The following is a 21,776-nucleotide window of genomic DNA, read 5'->3' as shown; positions in this document are numbered from 1 at the left end:
CTTGTTAGCCTGTGGGCGTGGATGACGTCAGTGCGAACCGGGCCCAGCAGGCAGCCCTCTACGGTGCCCCGCTGGGCGAGGTGATCGGCCACTGCGCCGGAGTTCTCGGCTTGCGGCAGCAAGAGGTTGCTGCCCTGCTCGGCCTGTCGGCTCCCATGGTCAGCCAACTGATGAGTGCTCGTCGCATCAAGATCGCCAACCCGGTGGCCGCCGAGCGCCTGCGGATGATGGTGGAGCTCGTCGCCCAGGTGGACGACGGACTGCTCGACGTCGAGGAGGCCATGGCACGGATGAACGAGCCCACCGCCCCGCTCACCAGCACCACCCGTACCGGCACCCGCGCTGCCCAGACCAGCGACGAGGTGCAGGCCCTCTTCCGCGCCACCGCCCCGGCCGCCGACTACCTTGAGGCCGCCCGACGCCTCGACGACGACTTCCCGGGCATCGCCACCCTGTTGCGGGTCTACGGCACCGAACGCGCCGACCGGGCCCAGGAGCACACCCTGCACCTGCTGCAGGGCTGACTGGAGCCCGTTCACCCGGCTGCCGGCGCGCGAGCCCCGGTGATGGGATCATCGCCGTCGTGCTCGGCCAGCCAGCGCGGCGGGATGTAGGCACAGGTGGGATCAGAGGCCAACAGGTCTCCCGTGACGGCGTAGGCATGTGAGCGAGACCCACCACAGACCTGGTTGAACGGGCACACCCCGCACTTGCCGTGGAATTCGTCGGGGCGTCGCAGCGAGAGCATCACCGGCGAATTGCGGTAGATCCCGCGGAAGGATTCGGATTTCACGTTGCCGCAATGGTGGGGCAGGAATCCAGAGGGGTAGACGTCGCCCACATGGTCGATGAAGACGAAGCCGCGCCCGGAATTGGTGGCCAGTGGCGGCCGCGGGCGCCGATTCTCCAAGTCTGCGGGGGTCACCAACTCCAGCGTGCGGGCCATCAGCTGGTCATAGAGCGCGCCGTGGGGTGGGGCGTCGTCGGTGTCGCGCTGCATCGCCACCCGCCGGTAGGCCTGTGCCTCGGTGGTCTTGATCGCGATGTAACCGCTGACGTCGTGGGCCCACTGCAGCACGTCCTCGTTCTCCTGCGCATCCAGCGCCTGCAGGGCCTGGCCGCGTCCGGTGGGCACCAGGAAGAACAGCGACCACAGGTGGGTACCCATCTGTTTGACCTGCACCATCAGGTCTGGCAGTTCGGTGACGGTGCGACGGGTGATCGTGGAGTTGATCTGCAGCCGGAATCCGGCCTCGTTCACCACCAGTGCGGCCGCCAGGGTGGCGTCATAGGTGCCGGAGAAGCCGCGGAAGGCATCGTGCAGTTCGGCGTGGGCGGCATCCAGTGACAAGGAGATCGCCTTGCCGCCCGCCGCACGCAGGCTCGCCAGCCGCTGGGCGGTGAAGTTCGCGGTGACCGAGGGTGACAAGGCCATCGACAGGCCCAGTCGGTTGCCGTGGGCCACCAATTCCTCCAGGTCGGTGCGTTCGAAGGGGTCTCCGCCGGTGAGGATCACGATGGGGGTCGGCTTGCCGAACTGGGCAATGTCGTCCAGCAGGGCCCTTCCCTCGGTCGTGGTGAGTTGATCAGGGTGGAAGCGCTGCTGGGCATCGGCGCGGCAATGGGCACAGGCCAGCTGGCAGGCCCGAGTCACCTCCCAGATCACGATGAAGGGCCGGTCGTCGGGATCGTGACGCAGCTCCCGCACGGGGGAGCGACGGGCCCCGGTGGCTCGTGTCGTGACCGGGGAGGTGGATTGGCTCATGGCTTTCCTGACGAGATGAGGGAAGGAGGGTTGGTCGTGACGCTCAGGCCCGGGCGTGGATCTCCTCCTCCAGCTGCAGCACCTGGGGGAAGAGCACGTTGTTCTCCTTGTGGATGTGAAGGTGGAGGTCCTGTTCCATCTCGTCCAGCCCGGAAAGCATGGCCCGGTAGGAATTGCAGGCGCCTTCGGGAGGGGTGAAGCCGTCGGTGAGTGAGCGCATCTCCTTGAACAGGTCGCCGACTACGTCGTGCTCGGCCATCATCTGGCGAATGGGATTGGCCAGGTTGCCGAAGGGGAATGCGACTGGCGCCTGGGTCTTCTCGAGCTTGCTGATGGCCGGGAAGAGCACTCGCTCCTCCTTGGTGAGGTGTGGCTCCAGATCGGCGACGGCCGCGGTGTAGGCCTCGCGGACCCGTGCCAGCTCGGGATGCTTCTCGCCGTGCACCTGGAAGACCTTGTCCACCAGAGCCTGCAGCCGGGGCATCTCCTGCCACAGATAGGCGTGGTGGGTGTCGACGATGTCGTGGGCCAAGGCGGCATTGGCCAGTGGTTGGGTGGTGTGGGCTGTGGGGGCCTCGGGCAGGTCGAGGTCGCGGGCAAGGGCGTCTACGTCCAGTCCCGCTTCGGCGGCGGCCTGGGCCAGGCTGCGCTGACCATTGCAGCAGTAGTCGAGCCCGTGCTGCTCCAGGAGGCGAGCTCGCCTCATGTCCTGTGCGACGAGGTCTCCGAGGGTGGTGCTGGTGTCGATCATGGCTCTCCTCGTGTGTGGTTGCTGGGGTTGGGATCCCCAACACCTCCGACTATACAAGGAATATTCCGTGTAAAAACGTTGGGGTGGTCGTTCACCCTCCCGTTGCTCGAAAGCCCTAGCCTGCCGCGCATGACCAGCGCTTCCCCCGCCCTTGCTCGTCGGCTCGGCCTGACCGACGCCGTCGCCATTGGCCTGGGCTCCATGCTCGGTGCCGGCGTCTTCGCCGCCTTCACCCCGGCGGCACGGGTCGCCGGTCAGTGGTTGATGGTGAGCCTGGCCATTGCTGCAGTGGTCGCCTTCTGCAATGCCACCAGCTCGGCCCAGCTGGCCGCCCGCTACCCGACCAGCGGCGGCACCTACTTCTACGGACGTGAGGAACTCGGGCCCTGGCCGGGCTTCCTGGCCGGTTGGTGCTTCGTGATCGGCAAGACCGCCTCCTGCGCCGCAATGGCACTCACCGCGGCGCACTACCTGGTGCCACACGCCTGGCAACGTCCGGCCGCAGTGCTGCTGGTCTGGGCGCTGGCGAGCGCCAACCTGCGGGGCATCACCCGCACCGCGAAACTGACGCGAGCCCTGGCCGCGGTCGTGATCGTGGTCCTGGCGCTGGTGGTCCTTCTGGGCTGGACGGCAGAGGCGCCGGTTACGTCCGACGCGCCGCGGCAGATCGGCGCCTTCGGCGTGCTGCAGGGCGCGGGACTGCTCTTCTTCGCCTTCGCCGGTTACGCCCGCATCGCGACGATGGGTGAGGAGGTCACCGAGCCCGAGCGCACCATTCCCCGCGCCATCGTGCTGGCACTGGGCATTGCCTTGCTCATCTACCTGGCCGTCGCGCTCACCCTGTTGCACGTGCTGGGTGCCGGGGCCCTGGCCAGCAGCAACGCACCCCTGGCCGCCGTCGTGCAGACGGTGGGGGCCTCCTGGGCGAGCCCGGTCGTCCGTTTCGGGGCCGGAGCTGCCGCGCTGGGGGCCCTGCTGAACCTGATGACCGGCATCGGCCGCACCTCCTTGGCGATGGCTCGCGGGGGCGACCTGCCCCGAGCCCTGGCCACGATCGAGCCGAAGCACCAGGTGCCACGCACCGCCGAGTTGACGCTGGCGGTGGTGGTCACCGTCCTGGTGCTCACCACCGACCTGCGTGGGGCGATCGGCTTCTCGAGCTTCGGGGTCTTGCTCTACTACTTCGTCGCCAATGCCGCTGCCTGGCACCAGAGCGAGGGGCGTCGCTATCCGCGAGCCCTGCAGGGATTGGGCATGGTGCTGTGCCTGGTGCTGGCGGCCGCGCTGCCTGTCGGCTCGGTCGTCGCTGGCCTGGCGGTGCTGGCCATGGGCGTCGGGATCCGGCTCGTGGCCCGGCGCTGACGTCCTCAGCGGTGCTCTGAGGAGTCCCCTCCCGGCTTCCACTCCGTCTGGTAGGGCAGTCCATTGCCGGACGGGGCCGCATCGGGCCGGTTCCTGCGGCGCCGGGTCAGGCCGAGCACCACTCCGCAGGCGGTCAGGATGATGCCCAGGACGCCCAGCAGCACCGGCCAGGGGCTGATCCCGTGCGACTCGGTCACTGGTGCCGGTCTGCGAGCCAGCCTTGTCCTGGCTGGTCTGGTCCGAGCCAGAACCACCGGCGACCGCAGCCGGGCTGCCGGAATCACCCGACGGCGCAGCCGTCGCGCTCGCGGACGGGCTGGGGGAGACCCCGGCCACCGTGCCATAGGCGGGTACGCCCTGCACCTTGCCGTCGACCTTGGTCACGAACTGGTAGGGCACCTCCACCTTCGGCGCATCGGCGGGGCCGCGCACGCCGATCGCCACCCGGTAGTGGCCGGCGACCCACGGGTGCTTGAGCGGCTGCCCCTCGGGGAAGTTGAAGGTGACGTCTGCGGCCTGCATCTTGCTGGAGTAGCCGTACTGGGTGAGCCGGATGGGGTGCTCGGCCACCTTGCGCCCGGCCGGGTCGAACAGTTCGGCGTCAAGCACCATCCGCTGTTCCCGGAAGAGCTTGGCCAGCTGCGGCCCGGGCTTGGGCGACTGCACCTGCACCGACAGGCTCTGCCCCCACCCGACGGGGACCTTGTAGGTGTGCATCTGGCCCGGCGCCAGGACGTGCTCGTAGGTGGCACCGCCCACGATCGGTGCCGCGGCCGCCAGGGTGCCGCCGGGCTGGACGCTGGTGCCCGGCCCGAAGGCTGGCGCGGGCAGGGTGCGCCTGGCTGGCGCCTCGGGCAGCTGGTCCAGGTTGGTCACCGGCGGGACCTCGCTGACCACGAGCTGGAGCGGGGGGTGCCGGTGCCCTTGCGCACGCCCTTGCGCTTCACCTGGAGGACCAGGTCGGTTGCCGAGGCGCAGTCCTCGTCGCGCTGGTCGGCCACGGCCGTGGCGGAGACCATCATCTGGTCGCCCCCGGGGTGGCCGTTGGCGGTGTCGACGCCACACTGCGTCTCGCCCGCGCTCAGCGTCGCCATGACAGCGTCCTGCTGCTCGGCATTCGGGTGGACGATCGCGGTGGCCAGCAGCGTCGAGCCGGGGATGGTGCGGCGCAGGCGGTAGAAGCGCACACCGTCCTCGGAGCCGTCGGGCCCGATGTCGTCGATCCAGTCGCCGACCCGGATGCTGGGTGCCCCCACGATGGTGCGGGTGCCCTTGACCGGTTTGCCGTCGACCATCTTGGGCGGCAGCAGGGTGCGCTGGGCCCGGTCGACGGCCTCGGCGAGCTGGGTGGCGTCCTTGGCGTCGTGGTAGGTGCCCTTGCCCTTGTCCGCGATGCACTGCAGCTGCTTGCGGGTGGTGGCATCGACGCCCAGCCCCACCACGTGGATGGCCAGGTCGACCCCCTTGCCGGCCAGCTGTTCGGCGACATCGCAGGGATCGGGCTCGCAGGTGGCGACGCCGTCGCTGACCAGCACGATGGAGCGCTTGCCGCTCTCGCCGAGGTCCTTGGCGGCCTCCTGCAGGCCGTGGCCGATGGGCGTCTCGCCATAGGGCTTGTAGTTGGCGGCGGCGGTCTCGAGTGCGGCGCGGTTGTCGGTCCCCACCGGCACCACCAGCTGGGAGTCCTGGCAGGCGCCCGGGTCGCCGGCATTCTCGACGCTGGCGCCGAAGACCCGCAGGCCGGTCGCGGTGTCGACGGGCAGGTCTGCGATCACCGAGCTGAGCGCGGTGCGGGCCGCCTCGATCTTGGTCATGCCGCCCTGGGCGGGTTCCTTCATGGAGCCCGAGGAGTCGAGCAGGAGCACCATGCGGGGCTCGTCGGCGGGGGCGGTCGCGGTGGTGGTGGGCTGGGCGACGGCCAGGGCGAGGGTGGCGGTCGCCAGCAGTGCGGCGCCACGGCGTGCGGTGGTTACGATCGATCCTCCAGGACGACGAGGTTTGCAGTTGCAAACTTTGCACAGGGTTGGACGACTGTCAAGGTCCCCGTCATCATCGCCCACACCACCCCCGGCCGACACATCCGGGTGGCATGCTGGGGCTCGACATGGGACAGATGATCGGTGGCCGGCACGAACTGGTGGACCTGCTCGGCCAGGGCGGTTCCGGCGCCGTCGGGCGCGTCTGGGACCACCGCGAGGGCGCCTACCGGGCCGGCAAGCTGCTGCAGCAGGCCGACGCCGCCAGCCTGGTGCGCTTCGTGCGCGAGACCGGCTGGCGCGTCGACCACCCGCACGTCGTGGCCCCGCTGGGATGGGTGGCCGAGGACGACCGCGTGCTGTTCACCATGCCCCTGGTGCGCGGCGGATCACTCAGCACCGTCCTGGGGGACCACGGCCCGCTGCCCGTCGGCTGGGCCCTCGACGTCGCCGCGCAGCTGCTGGAGGCGCTGGAGGCCGTGCACGCCGCCGGGCTCGTGCACCGCGACGTCAAGCCCGCCAACATCCTGATGGAGGCCACCGGCACCGGCCCTCCCACCATCCGGCTGGGCGACTTCGGGATCGCCGTCGCCATCGACGAACCCCGCCTGACCAGGACCAGCCAGGTGATCGGCACGCCGGGTTACCTGCCACCCGAGGCCTTGCACGGTGCCGACCCCGACCCCCGGCAGGACCTGTGGGCCGTCGGCGCCGTGGTGCTGCGCATGCTCACCGGCGAGCGCCAGCCCTACCCGCCCCGGGTCCCCGAGGCCTGGCGGCACACGACCCTTGGCCGCTGGGTGGGCTCCCTGCTGGCCGAGGTCGACGCCCGCCCCACCTCGGCCACCGCCGCCAGAGCCCGCCTGGCCGCCGTTCAGATCGACGACCTGCTCGGCACCGGCCTGGTCCTCGACGAGGTCGTGGAGGTCTTCGACCAGGTCCCCGAACTGCCCGCGGGCTGGGGGCCGGACGGTCCGGCCCGCCCCTTCCAGCCTGCTCCCTCCGTCCAGCCCACCCGGTCCGCACGGCGCGACTGGCCCGATCTCGCCGAACCGTCCCATCCCACCGAACCGTCCCGGACGGCAGGGTTCCCCGTGGAGGCAACGATCCCCGCCACGACGGTGGCGCCCGTCGCGCGCGTGGTTCCCCGGGCCGGCGCGAACACGCACCCCGGACTCCTCGACGGCATCGGCGCCCTCCCGCTCGTCCTGCTCGGCCTCGGGCTGCTGCTGCTCGCCCTGGCACTGGCCCTGTGAACGCGAGACGAACTTTGCACCTGCAAAGAAATGGCTAGTCTTCTCCCCATGGACGAGACCGAGCACACCCGGGCACAGCAGGCCGAGCTCTACGGGGCGCCGCTGGCCGACATCCTGGGGCACTGCGCCGCCGTGCTGGGGCTCAACCAGGGCGGCATCGCCTCGCTGCTGGGCATCTCGGCCCCCATGGTCAGCCAGCTGATCAATGGCCACCGCATCAAGATCGCCAACCCCACCGCCGCGGCCCGGCTGCGCCAGGTGGAGGAGGCCGTCGCCGAGGTCGAGGCCGGACGACTGACGGTCGAGCAGGCCCTCACCCAGCTGCGCTCCCAGCCCGCGGCGGCCTTGACCGGGACCCTCACCCGCAGCCGGAGCCTCGGCGCCGAGGTGCAGGAGCTCTTCCGGGCCGCGGCCCCGGCCACCGACTACCTGGCCGCCGCCGAACGGCTCGCCGAGGACCTGCCCGCGGTGGCCGAGCTGCTGCGCGTCTACGGCGCGGAGCGCACCGACAGGGCAGAGGCCCTCACCCAGCGCCTGCGCGCCGGTTGAGGGCCCCCGTCCGGAATGCCCGGGCCCGGGGCTTGCCCCGGGCCCGCAAGGGCTCAGTTGCGGTGCGAACGCTTGGCCGGGTCGTACTTCTCGTAGGGCTGGTCCTGCTCCCCGTCGACGGTGTAGATGCCGGGGGCGTCCAGCACCAGGTTGGAGCCGCCGGCGGTGTCGGAGAGGTAGCGCGGGGCGACGGCGCGCGCCACGTGCCACAGGATGACGGTGGCCATGGTGCCCAGTGCGATGCCGCCCAGGGTGAAGTTCTCGCTGAAGCGCAGCGAGACGTCGCCCACGCCGATGATGATGCCGGCGGCCACCGGGACCAGGTTCACCGGGTTGCCGAAGTCGACCTGGTTCTCCTTCCAGATCTTGGCGCCGAGCAGGCCGATCATGCCGTACAGCACCACGCAGATGCCGCCCAGCACACCACCCGGGGTGGCCGAGATGACGGCCCCGAACTTGGGCGAGAAGCCGAAGCCGATCGCCACGAGGGCGGCCACCACATAGGCGGCGGTGGAGTAGACGCGGGTGGCCGCCATCACGCCGATGTTCTCGGCATAGGTGGTGGTGGGCCCGGCGCCCGCGCCGGTGGCGATCATCGAGGTGAGGCCGTCGGCCATGATCGCGCGGCCCATGGTGTCGTCAAGGTCCTTGCCGGTCATCTCGGCCACCGCCTTGACGTGGCCGGTGTTCTCGGCGATCAGGGCGATCACCACCGGCAGCGCCACCAGGATGTAGGACAGGCCGAAGTGCGGCAGGTGGAAACCGAGCACATTGTCGGCGGCACCGTGGCTCCAGCCAGCCAGGTCGGTCACCGGGGGCAGCCCGAACCAGTCCGCCCGGCCCACCGCGCTCCAGTCCACCCGGTAGGCGTGGCTGACGGTCCCGTCGGCTGCCGTGCGGGCCACCGGCCCGAGCAGCCGGTCGAGCACCGCCGAGAGCAGGTAGCCGAAGACCAGCGACAGGAAGATGGCGATGCGGCCCAGGAAGCCACGCAGCCCCACCGACAGCAGCACCACCACGAGCATCACGACGAAGGCCGTCCACTGGTCCTGCGGCCAGTAGGTGCGGGCCACCACCGGGGCCAGGTTGAAGCCGATCAGCATCACCACCGCGCCGGTCACCACCGGCGGCAGAACCCGGTGGATCACGCGGGCACCGGCGACGTGGATCACCAGGCCGACCAGCAGCAGTGCCAGGCCCACCACGAGCAGGGCACCCGAGACATCGGCCGGGTTGCCGCCCATGGTGTAGATGGCCGTCGCCACCCCGACGAAGCTGGCCGAACTGCCCAGGTAGCTGGGCACCCGGTTCTTGGTGAGGAAGAGGAAGAGCAGGGTGGCGATGCCGCTCATCATCACCGCCAGCTGCGGGTTGAGCCCCATCAGCAGCGGGAAGACGAAGGTGGCGCCGAACATGGCCACCACGTGCTGCGCCCCCAGACCGACGGTCTTGCCCCAGCTGAGGCGCTCGTCGGGGGCCACCACGGCCCCCGGTGCCAGTTGTCCGTTGCCGTGCAGCTTCCAGATCACGCGATCGTCCTTTCGTCCGGCCAAGTCTACGAGCCGGACGAGGGACTCAGATCCACGAGCGGAACCACATGCGCGCCATCCACTGCTTGCGGGTGAGCAGACCGTCAGTGAGGATCGGGTAGATGAAGGCGAAGTTGGCCGCCACCAGCGCGACGGCGCTGCCCGCGATCCACGCCCCGCGCCGGCGATGGGGGCCGTCGGCCGGCCCGATGATGCGGCCGAGCCACAGCGCCAGGATCGTGACGGTGAAGGGGATGATGCAGATCGCGTAGAAGAAGAACAGGGGACGGTCGGCGTACTTGAACCAGGGCAGGTAGGTGCTGGCCATCGCCACGATCGGCAGCCCGAAGCGCCAGTCGCGCCCGGCCACCCACACCACCAGGCCGGCCAGCAGCGCGACCAGCGCCATCCACCACAGCACGGGGGTGCCGGCGCCGGAGATGACCCGCAGGCAGGTGTCGTTGACCGCCTGGCAACCGTCGACACCGGGCTTGATGTCGTTGACCGCGTCGATGCCGATCGGGCGCTGCATCACCAGCCAGCCCCACGGATTGGCCTCGTAGGTGTGGGTGGCGGTCATCATGCCCTCGCCGGTGTGGAAGTCGTACATCTCGGAGTGGTAGTGCATCAGCGAGGCCAGCGGCGCACCGAAGACCCTGGTGGTGAAGGCATCGGGATTGTCCGCGCCCCAGCCGCGGCTCCAGCCGCCGTGCGTGACCAGCCAGCCGGTCCAGGTGACCAGGTAGGTGGGCACGGCCAGCACCACCATCTGCACGAAGGCGGGGATACCGTCGCGCAGCAGCGCGCTCCAGCTGCGGGAACCGGCGCCGGCCAGGCGTCGCGCGTCGACGTCCCACAGCACCGACAGGATTCCCATGGCCGCCAGCATGAACAACGAGTTCCACTTGACCGCCGTCGCCAGCCCGAAGCTGAGCCCGGCCAGGATGCGCCACGGCCGCACGTACAGTGCCGGGCCGAAGGCCCCGCCCAGATCGGTCAGCCCGGCACGCTGCAGGTGCAGACCCAGGCGGTTGCGGAACCAGTCACGGTCGGCGGCCACACAGGCAACGCCCGCCACCAGGAAGAAGGCCTGGAAGATGTCGAGCAGGCCGATCCGGCTCATCGTGAAGGCCAGCCCGTCAAGGGCCAGCAGCACCCCGGCGATGGCGCCCACCAGCGTCGAGCGGCTCAGGCGCCGGGCCAGGCGGATGGTCGCCAGCACCAGCAGGCTGCCGAAGACCAGCGAGCTGAAGCGCCAGCCGAAGGAGTTCATGCCGAACAGGTGCTCGCCCGCCGCGATCAGCCACTTGCCCAGCGGCGGGTGCACGACGAAGGAGGCATTGGCATTCCAGCCCTCGACCATGCCCTGCGCGATGGCGTCATTGGCCTTCAGCTTGGTGCCCGGCATGGTCTCGGGCCAGGTCCCCTCGTAGCCCAGGTGCAGCATCGTCCAGGCCTCCTTGGGGTAATAGGTCTCGTCGAAGACCAGTCCCTTGGGGCGGCCCAGGTCGACCAGGCGCAGCACGAAGGCGAAGGCGGTGATGCCGAGGGTCACCAGCCAGCCGGTCAGCCGGTCGGCCGGAGGGGCGTCGAGCAGGCGGTCGACGACGGTGCGCTCGGCCCTGAGCTGGGCGGCGGCGGAGGGGACGAGGGCGGTGCTCACCCGCACATCCTAGGTCTCGGGGGACAATGGGTCGGTGAACCACGACACCAGCCCCGCCGCCACCCCTGCCGTGGGCGGCCCCGAGGCCGCCACGCCCCGCCAGCTCGAGCCCGACTCCCGCGGCCGCGGCCGGGTGGTGCTGGCCGCCACCCCGATCGGTTCCTCGCTGGATGCGTCGAAGAACCTGCGCAATGTGCTCACCGATGCCCGGGTGATCGCCGCCGAGGACACCCGCCGCCTGCAGACGTTGCTGCGGCGCCTGCACGTGACCACTGGTGCCCGGATCGTCAGCTACTTCGAGGGCAATGAGAACTCCCGCACCCCCGAGCTGCTCGAGGAGCTGCGCTCGGGACGCAATGTGGTGGTGGCCACCGATGCCGGCATGCCCTCGGTGAGCGATCCCGGCTACCGGCTGGTGCAGGCCGCCGTCTCGAATGACTTCGAGGTGACCTGTGTGCCCGGCCCGAGCGCCGTGCTCACCGCGCTGGCCGTCAGCGGGCTGCCCGTGGACCGCTTCTGCTTCGAGGGTTTCCTGCCCCGTCAGCAGGGGCCGCGCCGCCGCCGGCTGGAGGCACTGGCCGCCGAGGAGCGCACCATGGTCTTCTTCGAGGCGCCGCACCGGCTGGCCGACTTCCTGTCCGACTGTGCGGCGGCTCTCGGTGACGACCGCCCCGCCGCTGTCTGCCGCGAGCTCACCAAGCCCCACGAGGAGGTCCGCCGCGGCGGGCTGGCCGAGCTGGCCCAGTGGGCCGCCGAGCACGCCCGCGGCGAGATCTGCGTGGTGGTGCAGGGAGCGGAGCAGGCCGTCGACGCCGAGGATGCGCTGGCGCTGGTACAGCGGCGCATCGGCGAGGGGGAGAAGCTCTCGGCGGCCGTCGCGGAGGTGGCGAAGCTGACCGGGGCCAACAAGAAGCAGCTCTACCAGGCGGCACTCGACGCGCGCTGAGCCGATCGCAGGTTCTGGTCAGGGTTGTGTTGCACCGGCGCCACACAAGTCTGACCAGGACCGGCGCAGTCGGGGACGCCGCGTCGACAGCCCCGCCGAACGTGCAGGACAATGTGACCCATGGACATCGCCGCACGGCTCGCCGAGCTCAACCTCCCCCCGCTGCCAGACCCCCTGCCCGGCCCGACCGTCGACTCGCACACCCACCTCGACTCCACCCGCGAGTACTCCGGGCTCGACGTCGAGACGAACCTGGCGGCCGCCCGCGCCGTCGGCATCGACCGCCTGGTGGAGGTGGGCTGCGATGTCCCCAGTTCCCGGGTGGCCGTCGAGATCGCCCGCCGGCACCCCGAGGTGGTGGCCGCCGTGGCGATGCACCCCAATGACGCCGCCCGCAGCACCACGCTGGATGCCGACATCGCCACCATCGACGAACTGGCCGCAGACCCGGTGGTGCGTGCGGTGGGGGAGACCGGGCTGGACCACTATCGCACCACCGACGAGCGCCTGCAGTCGGTGCAGGAGGAGAGCTTCCGTGCCCACGTCGAGATTGCCCGGCGACGCGGCCTCACCCTGGTGATCCACCACCGCGACGCCCACGACGACCTGCTCCGCGTGCTGCACGAGGTCGAGCTGCCCGAGCGCACCGTGATGCACTGCTTCAGCGGTGACGCCGACTTCGCCCGCGACTGCCTGGCCGCGGCCGGCGCCCAGGACATGTGGCTCAGCTTCCCCGGGGTGCTCACCTACCAGAACGCCCCCTACCTGCGCGAGGCCCTGCAGGTGGTGCCCCGCGAGCGCCTGCTGGTGGAGACCGACGCCCCCTACCTGACGCCGGTGCCCGCCCGGGGCAAGGCGAATGCCCCCTACCTGCTGCCGCACACCCTGCGCTTCATGGCCGACCAGCTCTACAGCAGCCTGGACGAGCTGTGCCTGCAGGTGCGCAGCAACACCTTCGAGGCCTTCGGCGGAAGCTGGGGAGAGGACGACCATGCCTGAGACCGGACTGCTCGACCCGCGCAGCGTGCGCGCCCTGGCCGACGAGCTCGACCTGAAGCCCACCAAGCAGCGCGGGCAGAACTTCGTGATCGACCCCAACACGGTGCGCCGCATCGTGCAGCTGTCCGGGATCGGCGCCGACGACACCGTGCTCGAGGTGGGCCCCGGCCTGGGCTCGCTCACCCTGGGCCTGCTGGAGACCGGCGCGGCCGTCACCGCCATCGAGATCGACGAGAAGCTCGCCCCCCGCCTGGCCCGCACCGTGGCTGAGCGGATGCCAGAGGCCTCCGGCCGGATGGCCGTGGTGCACTCCGATGCCCTGCGCGTGGACAGCCTCGACGGTGATCCGGTCACCGCCCTGGTGGCGAACCTTCCCTACAACGTCTCCGTGCCGGTGCTGCTGCACCTGCTGGAGTGTTTCGACTCCTGGCGCACCGGCCTGGTGATGGTGCAGCTGGAGGTCTGCGACCGGCTCGTCGCCCAGCCCGGCAGCAAGATCTACGGCGTGCCCAGCGTCAAGATGGCCTGGTATGCCGAGGCCACCCGGGTGGGCACGGTGCCGCCGCGGGTCTTCTGGCCGGTGCCCAATGTGGACTCGGGCCTGGTGCGGATCATCCGGCGCGAGCCGCCGGCCACCACCGCCACCCGCGAGCAGGTCTTCGCCGTCGTCGACGCCGCCTTCGCCCAGCGACGCAAGATGTTGCGCGCCGCCCTGGCCGGCATGTGCGGGTCCTCGGCCGCTGCCAGTGCCGTGCTGGAGGCTGCCGGGGTGGACCCGCAGGCGCGCGGTGAGGTGCTGGGCATCGAGGACTTCGCACGAATCGCCGAACAGCTGCCCCAGATGTCGCCGGGGCAGCCGGTGGGATAGCTTCGGCGGGTGCAAGCAATCGACCAGACCGCGCCGGTGCGGGTGAGGGTTCCGGCCAAGGTGAACCTGGCCCTGTGCGTCGGGGACCTCGACCAGGACGGCTACCACCCGCTGGGGACCGTCTTCCAGGCCCTGGGCATCTACGACGAGGTGGTCGCCAGTCCCGCCCCCGACGGCCACACCTCGCTGACCATCTCGGGCGAGGGCGCCGACGAGCTCCCCACCGACGAGCGCAACCTGGCCTGGCGGGCCGCACGCCTGCTGGCCGGGCGCCACGGGGACCCGGCGATGGGCGTCGCCCTGCACCTGAAGAAGCAGATCCCGGTGGCCGGCGGCATGGCGGGCGGATCGGCCGATGCCGCCGGTGCGCTGCTGGCCTGCTCGGTGCTGTGGGACCTGGACACCACGCCCGACGACCTGCACTCCCTGGCAGCGGAACTGGGCTCCGACGTGCCCTTCGGCCTGCTCGGCGGCACCGCGATCGGTCGGGGCCGGGGCGACCAGCTGGTGCCGATGATCACCCGCGGCACCTACCACTGGGTGCTGGCGATGGCCCACGAGGGCCTGGGCACCCCCGGCGTCTTCAGGCGCTTCGACGAGTTGCAGGCCCGCCCCGGTGCCCGGCCGTCGAGCACCGACATCCCTTCCGGAGTGACCGCCGCGCTGGCCTGTGGCGACGTGCGGGCGTTGGGAGCGGCACTGTGCAATGACCTGCAGGAGGCTGCCCTGGACCTGCGCCCGGAGCTGCGTGAGACCCTGCAGGCCGGGCTGGACGCGGGCGCGCTGGGCGCACTGGTCTCCGGTTCCGGCCCCACCTGTGCCTTCCTGGCGGCCAACGAGGCCGCCGCGATGGACCTGCGTGCCGCCCTGGGCCAGGCGCCCACCGTGCGGGCCACCCGGCGCACCACCGGGCCGGTGCCGGGCGCCAGCCTGATCGGCTGAGGCCGGCCGCCGTCCGGATTCGTGGTGCAGCGGTGGGGCCGGGATCTGGTTTGATTGCCTCCATGACCACCTCCTCGCAGGCCGACCCGACGGCCCCCGGCGACGAGGTCGACGAGCTGTTGGAGGCCTGGCACCGCGAGCGCCCCGACCTGCCCGTCGAGCCGATGGGCATCTGGTCGCGCATCCTGCGCCTGGCGCAGCACCTCGACCTGGCCCGTCGCCACGCCCACGACAGCTCCAGCCTGGAGGGCTGGGAGTTCGACGTGCTGGCGGCGCTGCGCAAGGACGGCGAGCCGTACACGATGAGTCCCGGCCAGCTGCTCAAGCAGACCCACGTCACCTCCGGCACCATGACCAACCGGGTGGACCGTCTGGTGGCCCGGGGACTGGTGGAACGCCAGGCCGACCCGAGAGACGGGCGCTCGGTGCGCGTCGTGCTCACCGCCGACGGCAAGCAGGCCGTCGACGCCGCCCTGGAAGGTCTGCTCGAGACCGAGGACCGCCTGCTGGGAGACCTCGACGAGGACGAGCGCGAGGCCCTCTCGGCGGCGCTGCGGCGGTTGCTGGTGGCCCAGGAGCGGCACCAGCACGACTAGGGCACGGGCCTCTTCACAGCCCCCTCTTTGCCTGGCTGTCTAGTCTGAGCCGGACGGATCACCCCTACGGACGGACCAGCATGCACCTCGGCCCCATTCTCCTGCAGACCAGCGTCATCTCCCGCTTCATGGACTGGCTGACGGGACTGATGTCGACGATCGGCGCGCCGGGCGCTGCCCTGGCCGTCTTCCTGGAGAACGTCTTCCCGCCGATCCCCAGCGAGGTCATCCTCCCGCTGGCCGGCTTCACCGTCGCGCAGGGCCATTTTGGTTTCCTGTCCGCGGTGCTGTGGACCACCGCCGGCTCGGTGGCCGGCGCCTGGCTGCTCTACTGGCTGGGCATGGCCCTGGGCGTCGATCGTCTCAAGGCGATCGCCGACCGGATGCCGCTGGTGGACTCCAATGACGTCGACACCGCCGTTGGCTGGTTCGAGCGCCACGGCGGCAAGGCCGTCTTCTTCGGCCGCATGATCCCCGGGGTGCGCTCGCTGATCTCGATTCCCGCCGGGCTGGACCGGATGAACCCGGTGCGCTTCACCCTCTACTCGGTGGCCGGCACGCTGATCTGGAACACCCTGTTGATCTACGCCGGCTACGCGCTGGGCGACAACTGGACCCGCGTCGAGGGCTGGGTGGGCAATGTGCAGAACGTGGTGATCGTGCTGATCCTGGCCGCCATCGCCTGGTTCGTCATCAAGCGCGTGCGCAACCGCAGCGACAAGCAGTACGCCGATGCCGCCTCCACGCAGGAGCCGCACGAGCGCGGATGAACATGCGGGCCCGATAGGCTCGGGCGCGTGAGCGAACCCATGACAGTCCTCGTCGTCGGCTCCGGCGGCCGTGAGCACGCCGTGGCCCTGGCCCTGAGCAAGGATCCCGGCGTGGCCGCCGTGCACGTGGCCCCCGGGAATCCCGGCACGGCCACCTGTGCCACCAACCATCCGGTCGACCAGGCCGACGGTGCCGCCGTCGCCGCGCTTGCGGGCGAACTGGGTGCAGACCTGGTGGTCGTCGGGCCCGAGGCGCCGCTGGTGGCCGGGGTGGCCGATGTGGTGCGCGAGGCTGGGATCGCCTGCTTCGGACCCGGTCGGGAGGCCGCCCGCCTGGAGGGCTCCAAGGCCTTCGCCAAGCAGGTGATGGAGGACGCCGGCGTCCCCACCGCCGCCGCCCGCGTGTGCACCACCCGTGCAGAGGTGGAGGCCGCCCTCGACGAGTTCGGCGCCCCCTACGTGGTCAAGGAGGACGGGCTGGCCGCTGGCAAGGGAGTGGTGGTCACCGAGGACCGCGAGGCGGCTCTGTCCCACGCACTGGCCTGCCAGCAGGTGGTCGTCGAGGAATACCTGGACGGTCCCGAGGTGAGCCTGTTCGCCGTCTGCGACGGCACCACCAGCCGCTGTTTCGAGCCGGCACAGGACTTCAAGCGGGCCGCCGACGGCGACGAGGGCCCCAACACCGGCGGCATGGGCGCCTACACGCCGCTGCCCTGGGCGCCGGCCGACATCGCCGCACAGGTCGACGAGCTGGTCATCCAGCCCACCCTGCGCGAGATGGCCCGTCGCGGCACCCCCTTCACCGGGCTGCTCTATGCCGGCCTGGCGCTGACCCGTCGCGGCATCCGCGTGGTGGAGTTCAACGTGCGCTTCGGCGACCCGGAGACCCAGGCCCTGCTGGCCCGGCTCAAGACCCCGCTGGGCGGGCTGCTGCACGCCGCCGCCACCGGCACTCTGGACCAGGCCCCGTCGCTGGAGTGGGGCAGTGGTGCCGCCGTCGTGGTCGTGATGGCGGCCGGGGGCTACCCCGGTGTCCCCGTCAAGGGCGGCCGGATCGTGCTGGCCGAGGACACCGCCAGCGCCCACACCATCCATGCCGGCACCGCGCAGGGCCTCGATGGCGAGCTGGTCGCCGCGGGTGGACGGGTGCTGGCTGTCGTCGGCACCGGCGACGACCTCGCCGCGGCCCGCCAGGCTGCCTACGGCCAGGTCTCGGCCACGGATTTCGAGACCGGCTTCACCCGCACCGACATCGCCGAGCGCGCCGCCAATGGCCAGGTCGAGCTCGACAGCAGCTACACCGCCACGAACCCCACGCAGGAGAACTGACATGACCGTCCCCAATGTGCTCGCCAACCGCTATGCCTCGCAGGCCATGCGCGAGATCTGGTCGCCCGAGGCCAAGATCGTGATGGAGCGCACGCTGTGGATCGCCGTGCTGGAGGCCCAGCGCGATCTTGGCGTCGGCTTCGGCGGCGACGATCCCCAGGCCGTCATCGAGGCCTACAAGGCGCACGTCGACGAGGTGGACCTGGACTCGATCGACGCCCGCGAGCGGGTCACCCGCCACGACGTGAAGGCGCGCATCGAGGAGTTCAACGACCTGGCCGGCTTCGAGCACATCCACAAGGGGATGACCAGCCGCGACCTCACCGAGAACATCGAGCAGCACCAGGTGCTGGCCAGCCTGCAGCTGGTGCGCGAGCGCATCGTCACCGCCCTGGCGATGACCAGCGCCCTGGCGGTGCAGTACACCGACCGTGCCCTGACCGGCCGCAGTCACAATGTCGCCGCCCAGGTGACCACGTTGGGCAAGCGCTTCGCCTCGGCCGCCGATGAGATGCTCATCGCCCACGCCCGCATCGACGAGCTCATCAAGCGCTACCCGGGCCGCGGCATCAAGGGACCGGTGGGCACCAGCCAGGACATGCTCGACCTGCTCGACGGCGATGCCGACAAGCTCGCCCAGCTGGAGCAGCGCGTGGTCACCAGCCTCGGCTTCGCCTCCGTGCTCGACTCGGTGGGCCAGGTCTACCCGCGCAGCCTCGACTTCGACGCGGTCAGCGCCCTCTACCAGGTCTCGTCGGGCCCCTCCAGCCTGTGCACCACGCTGCGTCTGATGGCCGGCAACGAGCTGGTCACCGAGGGCTTCAAGCCCGGCCAGGTGGGCAGCTCCGCCATGCCGCACAAGATGAATGCCCGCTCCTGTGAGCGCGTCAACGGCTTCAGCGTCATCCTGCGCGGCTACGTGGCGATGACCGAGGGCCTGTCGGGCGTGCAGTGGAATGAGGGCGACGTCTCCTGCTCGGTGGTGCGCCGCGTCGCCCTGCCCGACGCCTTCTTCGCCCTGGACGGCATGTTCGAGACCTTCCTGACGATCCTGGCCGACTTCGGGGCCTTCGGTGCCGTGATCGACGCGGAGCTGGAGCGTTACCTGCCCTTCCTCACCACCACCAAGGTGTTGATGGCCGCCGTCCGCAAGGGCGTGGGGCGTGAGGACGCCCACGAGGCGATCAAGACCAATGCGGTGACCGTCGCGCTGGAGATGCGCGAGCAAGGCCTTCGCATCAATGACCTGTTCGACCGGCTGGCCGCCGAGCCCGCGCTGGGCCTGTCGCGCGACGAGCTGCAGGCCCTGGTCAGCCAGCCCCTGGAGCTCACCGGCGATGCCGGGACCCAGGTGGCCCGGGTGGCCGGGCGGGTCGCCGAGCTGGTCGAGGCCAACCCGCAGGCTGCCGCCTACCGTCCTGGCCACGTGCTCTGAGGCCAGTCGCCTGAGGCACCGGGGTCGGTGAAGGACCTTGCCAAGCCGACCCCGGCGTGGGAATCTGTGGAAAACCGCGAGGAGCCCACGATGACCAGCCCCAATGCCGTCTTCCTCGGTCTGACCACCCTCGACGTGGTGCAGCGCGTCGACGGGCCGCCCCGGCGGGGCATCAAACAGGTGGTGGAGTCCACCGAGCTGTCCGCCGGAGGCCCCGCGGCCAATGCCGCCGTCACCGCCGCCGCGATGCTGGGCGAGGCCACCCTGGTCACCGCCATCGGTCACGGGGCGGCCGCTGCCACCGTCCGCACCGACCTCGAGGCGCACGGCGTGCGGATCATCGACCTCGCAGCAGGCCACGGGCCCGGCGCGGCTGCCTTCTCCCTGCCGGTCAGCACCTGCGTCGTGGAACCCGACGGCACCCGCACCGTCCTGTCCACCAGCGCGCTGCGCTCCCGGCTGCAGCTCGACGACGCCGCCCGGCAGGCGCTGGCGGGCGCGCACGCCGTCATGCTCGACGGGCACCACCCGGTGGCGGCCGGCATGGCGCTGGGCCAGGTGGCCGACACCGGCTGCCTGCTGGTGCTCGACGCGGGCAGCGTGAAGCCGGCCGCCGAGAGCTGGCTGAGCTGGATCGACGTGGTCGCAGGATCTGCCGACTATGCCGCAGGACTGGGGACGGACCTGGCGGGGGCGGTGCGCCACGTGCTGGAGGCCGGCGCCACCTCGGCGGTGATGACCGACGGGCACCGGCCGACGCTGTGGCAGTCGGTCATCGAGCGGGGGAGCGTCACGCCGCCGCAGGTCCGTGCCGTCGACACGCTCGGTGCCGGCGACGCCTTCCACGGAGCGCTGGTCGCCAGCCTGCTGCTCGACGGGGGACAGCTCGCCCATGCGGTGGAGCGTGCCACCCGCGTCGCCAGCCTGCGCGTCCAGCATGCCGGCGCCCGCGGCTGGCTCAGGCACCTGCGCTGAGTCAGTGCTCTGGGGTCGCTGCTTTGGGGTCGCTGCTTTGGGGGCACTGCTTCGGGGGCACTGCTTCTCGGCCACTGCGCTGTCGGGCATGACCTCACGCACCCAGCCCCCCAGTGGTCACCCACCAGGTCGTGGCCCACACCCCACCGCGACGCTCCGCGAGCCGACCACCGTCGGGCAGGCCAAGGGCCACCCGACGGTGGAAGCGCCTCAGCCCTTCCAGCTGTAGACCAGCATCGCGTAGGGCGCCAGCTCCACCGTGGCAGAGTGCTCGAAGCCGTCGATGCCTTCGTCCTGCGCCGTCAGGTCGAAGGCATCGGCGCTGCCGAAGTTGGGGGAGTAGACGCTGGAGTCGGAGTTGAACTTCAGCTCCCAGTGGCCCCCGGCCGGCAGGCCGATGCGGTAGTTGCCGCGCACCTCGTCGGTGCCGTTGATCACCACGACGACGTCATCGCCGACGCCGTGCTCCTTCCAGCGGTGCCAGGCCATCACCTTGGCCTGGTCATTGCAGTGGAAGACATTGAGCCCGCCGCCGCGCAGCCCCGCGGTGTCGTCATTCCAGTTGCGGCGCAGCTGCGCCAGGTCTGCGTGCAGCTGCACGATGCCCTGGTGGTCCTCGCTGAGGTTCCAGTCGAGCGGCACCTCGTCGGTGAACCAGCCGCCCTGCAGGAACTCCTGGCCCTGGAAGAGCATCGGGATGCCCGGGCTGGTCAGCGCCACCATCGTCCCCAGGGTGGCTCGCTTGGTGGCATACCAGCCCTGCTGGTCGTGCGGGTTCACGTCGCTGACGGCGCGCTGCTTGCCATTGGCCACCTCATCATGGCTCTCGGTGAAGATCACCCGGCTGAAGGCCTCGCCGTCGTAGCCGTGCTCGATGGCGCCCTTCACCTCTTCGAGGCGGCGATCCTTGTCGGCGTAGGCCTTGATGAAGCGGCGCAGCGGATGCACGAACTCGGCATCCCACTGGGCGTGGAAGGCGGCCTGGCCATAGCCCTCGCCCACCATGTCGTCGAGGCCGTGCATGTCCTCGGCGATCATGATCGCGCGCGGGAACTTCTCGCGCACCTCGCGGTTCACCTCGCCCATCAGCTCGAAGCCCTCGGGGATGTCATTGGTGGAGGCGTCCTTGGAGCGGATGTAGGCCGTCATGTCCCAGCGCAGGCCGTCGGCGTGGTACTGCTCCAGCCACATCATGGCGTTGTCGCGGATGAAGCGTCGCACCTCCTGGCGCCCGTAGTCGGGCCGGGAATCGCCCCACGGGGTCTGGGAGCGCCAGTCGTTGTAGAAGTAGATGCCGCCCAGGCCGTTCTCGCTCCAGCCGTCGAACTGCCACAGGTCCAGGTCGCTGGGTCCGAAGTGGTTGTAGACGACGTCGATGATCACGGCGATGCCGTGCTGGTGGCAGGTGCGCACGAAACGCTTGAGGGCGTCGGGGCCGCCATAGCTGCTCTCGACGGCGAACAGGTGTGCCGGGTTGTAGCCCCAGGAGAAGTCGCCCGCGAATTCCATCACCGGCATCAGCTGGATGGCGTTGACGCCCAGGCGCACCAGGTGGTCCAGCCGCTCCAGGACTCCGTCGAGGGTGCCCACCTGGCCCTGCTCGGTGTTGAAGGAGCCCACGTGCAGCTCGTAGATCACCAGCTCGTTGTGGGCGGGGCACTCGAAGGAGTCGTCCTGCCAGTCGAAGGCGTCGTGGTCGTAGATGATCCCGTTGCCGATGGAATTGGTGACCTGATTGGCATAGGGGTCGATCCGGTCGAATGCCTGGTCACCATTGGTCAGGTGGAACTTGTACTCCTGTCCCTCCTTCGCGCCGGGCACGTCGACGTACCAGTAGCCGTCGCCCTCCTGCTGCAGGGGATGGGCCTCCCGGGACCAGTCGTTGAAGTCGCCGACAACACTGACCGTGCTGGCGTGGGGTGCCCACACCCGGAAGGCGACACCGCCGTCGTGGCAGGTGGCTCCCATGCCCTGGACTGTCTGGCTCATTGATTTCCTCTCACTGGCTCACCGGGCTGGACGGGGGTCCATCGATCGCCACAGGGTACCGGTTTGACAGCGTTCG

20 protein-coding genes are annotated in these 21,776 nt (G+C 70.6%); 13 read left to right on the top strand and 7 right to left on the bottom strand.

What is annotated here, in order from left to right; genetic code table 11:
• The first annotated feature begins 17 nt into the window (after positions 1 to 17).
• Positions 18 to 524 carry a DNA-binding protein gene (locus tag ACYVKA_RS03770; RefSeq protein ID WP_460703077.1) on the top strand — a complete coding sequence of 169 codons (507 nt, stop codon included), beginning with the start codon at positions 18 to 20 and terminating at the stop codon, positions 522 to 524.
• 11 nt (positions 525 to 535) lie between these two features.
• Here the strand turns inward: ACYVKA_RS03770 and ACYVKA_RS03765 are convergent, their stop codons facing one another.
• Both ACYVKA_RS03765 and ric read right to left on the bottom strand, forming a co-directional pair.
• Positions 536 to 1,765, bottom strand: coding sequence for a TIGR04053 family radical SAM/SPASM domain-containing protein (locus tag ACYVKA_RS03765; protein WP_460703075.1), 1,230 nt, complete (start codon positions 1,763 to 1,765; stop codon positions 536 to 538).
• A 43-nt stretch (positions 1,766 to 1,808) separates the two neighbouring features.
• A complete protein-coding gene (ric, locus tag ACYVKA_RS03760) occupies positions 1,809 to 2,516 on the bottom strand; it encodes an iron-sulfur cluster repair di-iron protein (RefSeq protein WP_394277221.1) in 708 nt (235 codons plus the stop codon).
• 129 nt (positions 2,517 to 2,645) lie between these two features.
• On the opposite strand from ric, the gene ACYVKA_RS03755 reads away from it, so the two are divergent.
• The gene (locus tag ACYVKA_RS03755) at positions 2,646 to 3,878 is read left to right on the top strand and encodes an APC family permease (protein WP_460703073.1); all 1,233 of its coding nucleotides are present in this window, start codon (positions 2,646 to 2,648) and stop codon (positions 3,876 to 3,878) included.
• A gap of 5 nt (positions 3,879 to 3,883) precedes the next feature.
• Here ACYVKA_RS03755 and ACYVKA_RS03750 read toward each other — a convergent pair whose 3' ends face one another.
• Both ACYVKA_RS03750 and ACYVKA_RS03745 read right to left on the bottom strand, forming a co-directional pair.
• Positions 3,884 to 4,075, bottom strand: coding sequence for a hypothetical protein (locus ACYVKA_RS03750; protein ID WP_460703071.1), 192 nt, complete (start codon positions 4,073 to 4,075; stop codon positions 3,884 to 3,886).
• Positions 4,076 to 4,750: 675 nt separating this feature from the next.
• Positions 4,751 to 5,938 carry a vWA domain-containing protein gene (locus ACYVKA_RS03745; protein ID WP_460703070.1) on the bottom strand — a complete coding sequence of 396 codons (1,188 nt, stop codon included), beginning with the start codon at positions 5,936 to 5,938 and terminating at the stop codon, positions 4,751 to 4,753.
• A gap of 29 nt (positions 5,939 to 5,967) precedes the next feature.
• Here ACYVKA_RS03745 and ACYVKA_RS03740 point away from each other — a divergent pair, with 29 nt between their 5' ends.
• Together ACYVKA_RS03740 and ACYVKA_RS03735 are read left to right on the top strand one after the other, a co-directional pair.
• Positions 5,968 to 7,110, top strand: a complete 1,143-nt coding sequence (locus ACYVKA_RS03740) for a serine/threonine-protein kinase (RefSeq protein ID WP_460703068.1) — start codon at positions 5,968 to 5,970, stop codon at positions 7,108 to 7,110.
• 48 nt (positions 7,111 to 7,158) lie between these two features.
• Positions 7,159 to 7,659, top strand: coding sequence for a DNA-binding protein (locus ACYVKA_RS03735; RefSeq protein ID WP_394277225.1), 501 nt, complete (start codon positions 7,159 to 7,161; stop codon positions 7,657 to 7,659).
• Between the two features lie 53 nt (positions 7,660 to 7,712).
• On the opposite strand, the gene ACYVKA_RS03730 is transcribed toward ACYVKA_RS03735, so the two are convergent.
• Both ACYVKA_RS03730 and ACYVKA_RS03725 read right to left on the bottom strand, forming a co-directional pair.
• The gene (locus ACYVKA_RS03730; RefSeq protein ID WP_460703066.1) at positions 7,713 to 9,188 is read right to left on the bottom strand and encodes a uracil-xanthine permease family protein; all 1,476 of its coding nucleotides are present in this window, start codon (positions 9,186 to 9,188) and stop codon (positions 7,713 to 7,715) included.
• 46 nt (positions 9,189 to 9,234) lie between these two features.
• On the bottom strand, positions 9,235 to 10,785 hold the full coding sequence (locus ACYVKA_RS03725) for a dolichyl-phosphate-mannose--protein mannosyltransferase (RefSeq protein ID WP_394276268.1): 1,551 nt from the start codon (positions 10,783 to 10,785) through the stop codon (positions 9,235 to 9,237).
• Between the two features lie 136 nt (positions 10,786 to 10,921).
• Here ACYVKA_RS03725 and rsmI point away from each other — a divergent pair, with 136 nt between their 5' ends.
• From rsmI to ACYVKA_RS03680, 9 genes are all read left to right on the top strand, one after another.
• Positions 10,922 to 11,797 (top strand): 16S rRNA (cytidine(1402)-2'-O)-methyltransferase, encoded by an 876-nt coding sequence (gene rsmI, locus ACYVKA_RS03720; RefSeq protein ID WP_394276269.1) that lies wholly within the window; start codon positions 10,922 to 10,924, stop codon positions 11,795 to 11,797.
• Between the two features lie 120 nt (positions 11,798 to 11,917).
• A complete protein-coding gene (locus ACYVKA_RS03715) occupies positions 11,918 to 12,796 on the top strand; it encodes a TatD family hydrolase (protein ID WP_460703064.1) in 879 nt (292 codons plus the stop codon).
• Entirely contained in the window at positions 12,789 to 13,664 is an 876-nt protein-coding gene (rsmA, locus tag ACYVKA_RS03710) for a 16S rRNA (adenine(1518)-N(6)/adenine(1519)-N(6))-dimethyltransferase RsmA (RefSeq protein WP_460703062.1), read from the top strand. Before ACYVKA_RS03715 ends, rsmA begins: the two co-directional genes overlap by 8 nt.
• Before the next feature lie 9 nt (positions 13,665 to 13,673).
• Positions 13,674 to 14,606, top strand: coding sequence for a 4-(cytidine 5'-diphospho)-2-C-methyl-D-erythritol kinase (locus ACYVKA_RS03705; RefSeq protein WP_460703060.1), 933 nt, complete (start codon positions 13,674 to 13,676; stop codon positions 14,604 to 14,606).
• A 62-nt stretch (positions 14,607 to 14,668) separates the two neighbouring features.
• Positions 14,669 to 15,202, top strand: coding sequence for a MarR family winged helix-turn-helix transcriptional regulator (locus ACYVKA_RS03700; RefSeq protein WP_460703058.1), 534 nt, complete (start codon positions 14,669 to 14,671; stop codon positions 15,200 to 15,202).
• 80 nt (positions 15,203 to 15,282) lie between these two features.
• Positions 15,283 to 15,972 (top strand): DedA family protein, encoded by a 690-nt coding sequence (locus ACYVKA_RS03695; protein WP_460703056.1) that lies wholly within the window; start codon positions 15,283 to 15,285, stop codon positions 15,970 to 15,972.
• Positions 15,973 to 16,011: 39 nt separating this feature from the next.
• Complete coding sequence (gene purD, locus ACYVKA_RS03690; RefSeq protein WP_460703203.1) at positions 16,012 to 17,301, top strand: phosphoribosylamine--glycine ligase; 1,290 nt, start codon at positions 16,012 to 16,014, stop codon at positions 17,299 to 17,301.
• Position 17,302: 1 nt separating this feature from the next.
• Positions 17,303 to 18,736 carry an adenylosuccinate lyase gene (gene purB, locus ACYVKA_RS03685; protein WP_460703054.1) on the top strand — a complete coding sequence of 478 codons (1,434 nt, stop codon included), beginning with the start codon at positions 17,303 to 17,305 and terminating at the stop codon, positions 18,734 to 18,736.
• Between the two features lie 90 nt (positions 18,737 to 18,826).
• Positions 18,827 to 19,711, top strand: coding sequence for a carbohydrate kinase family protein (locus ACYVKA_RS03680; RefSeq protein ID WP_460703052.1), 885 nt, complete (start codon positions 18,827 to 18,829; stop codon positions 19,709 to 19,711).
• Between the two features lie 210 nt (positions 19,712 to 19,921).
• On the opposite strand, the gene ACYVKA_RS03675 is transcribed toward ACYVKA_RS03680, so the two are convergent.
• A complete protein-coding gene (locus tag ACYVKA_RS03675; RefSeq protein WP_460703050.1) occupies positions 19,922 to 21,700 on the bottom strand; it encodes an alpha-amylase family glycosyl hydrolase in 1,779 nt (592 codons plus the stop codon).
• Between the last annotated feature and the right edge of the window lie 76 nt (positions 21,701 to 21,776).

The organism is Luteococcus sediminum (assembly GCF_054783495.1).
This window is presented reverse-complemented; position numbering and strand designations above follow the sequence as displayed.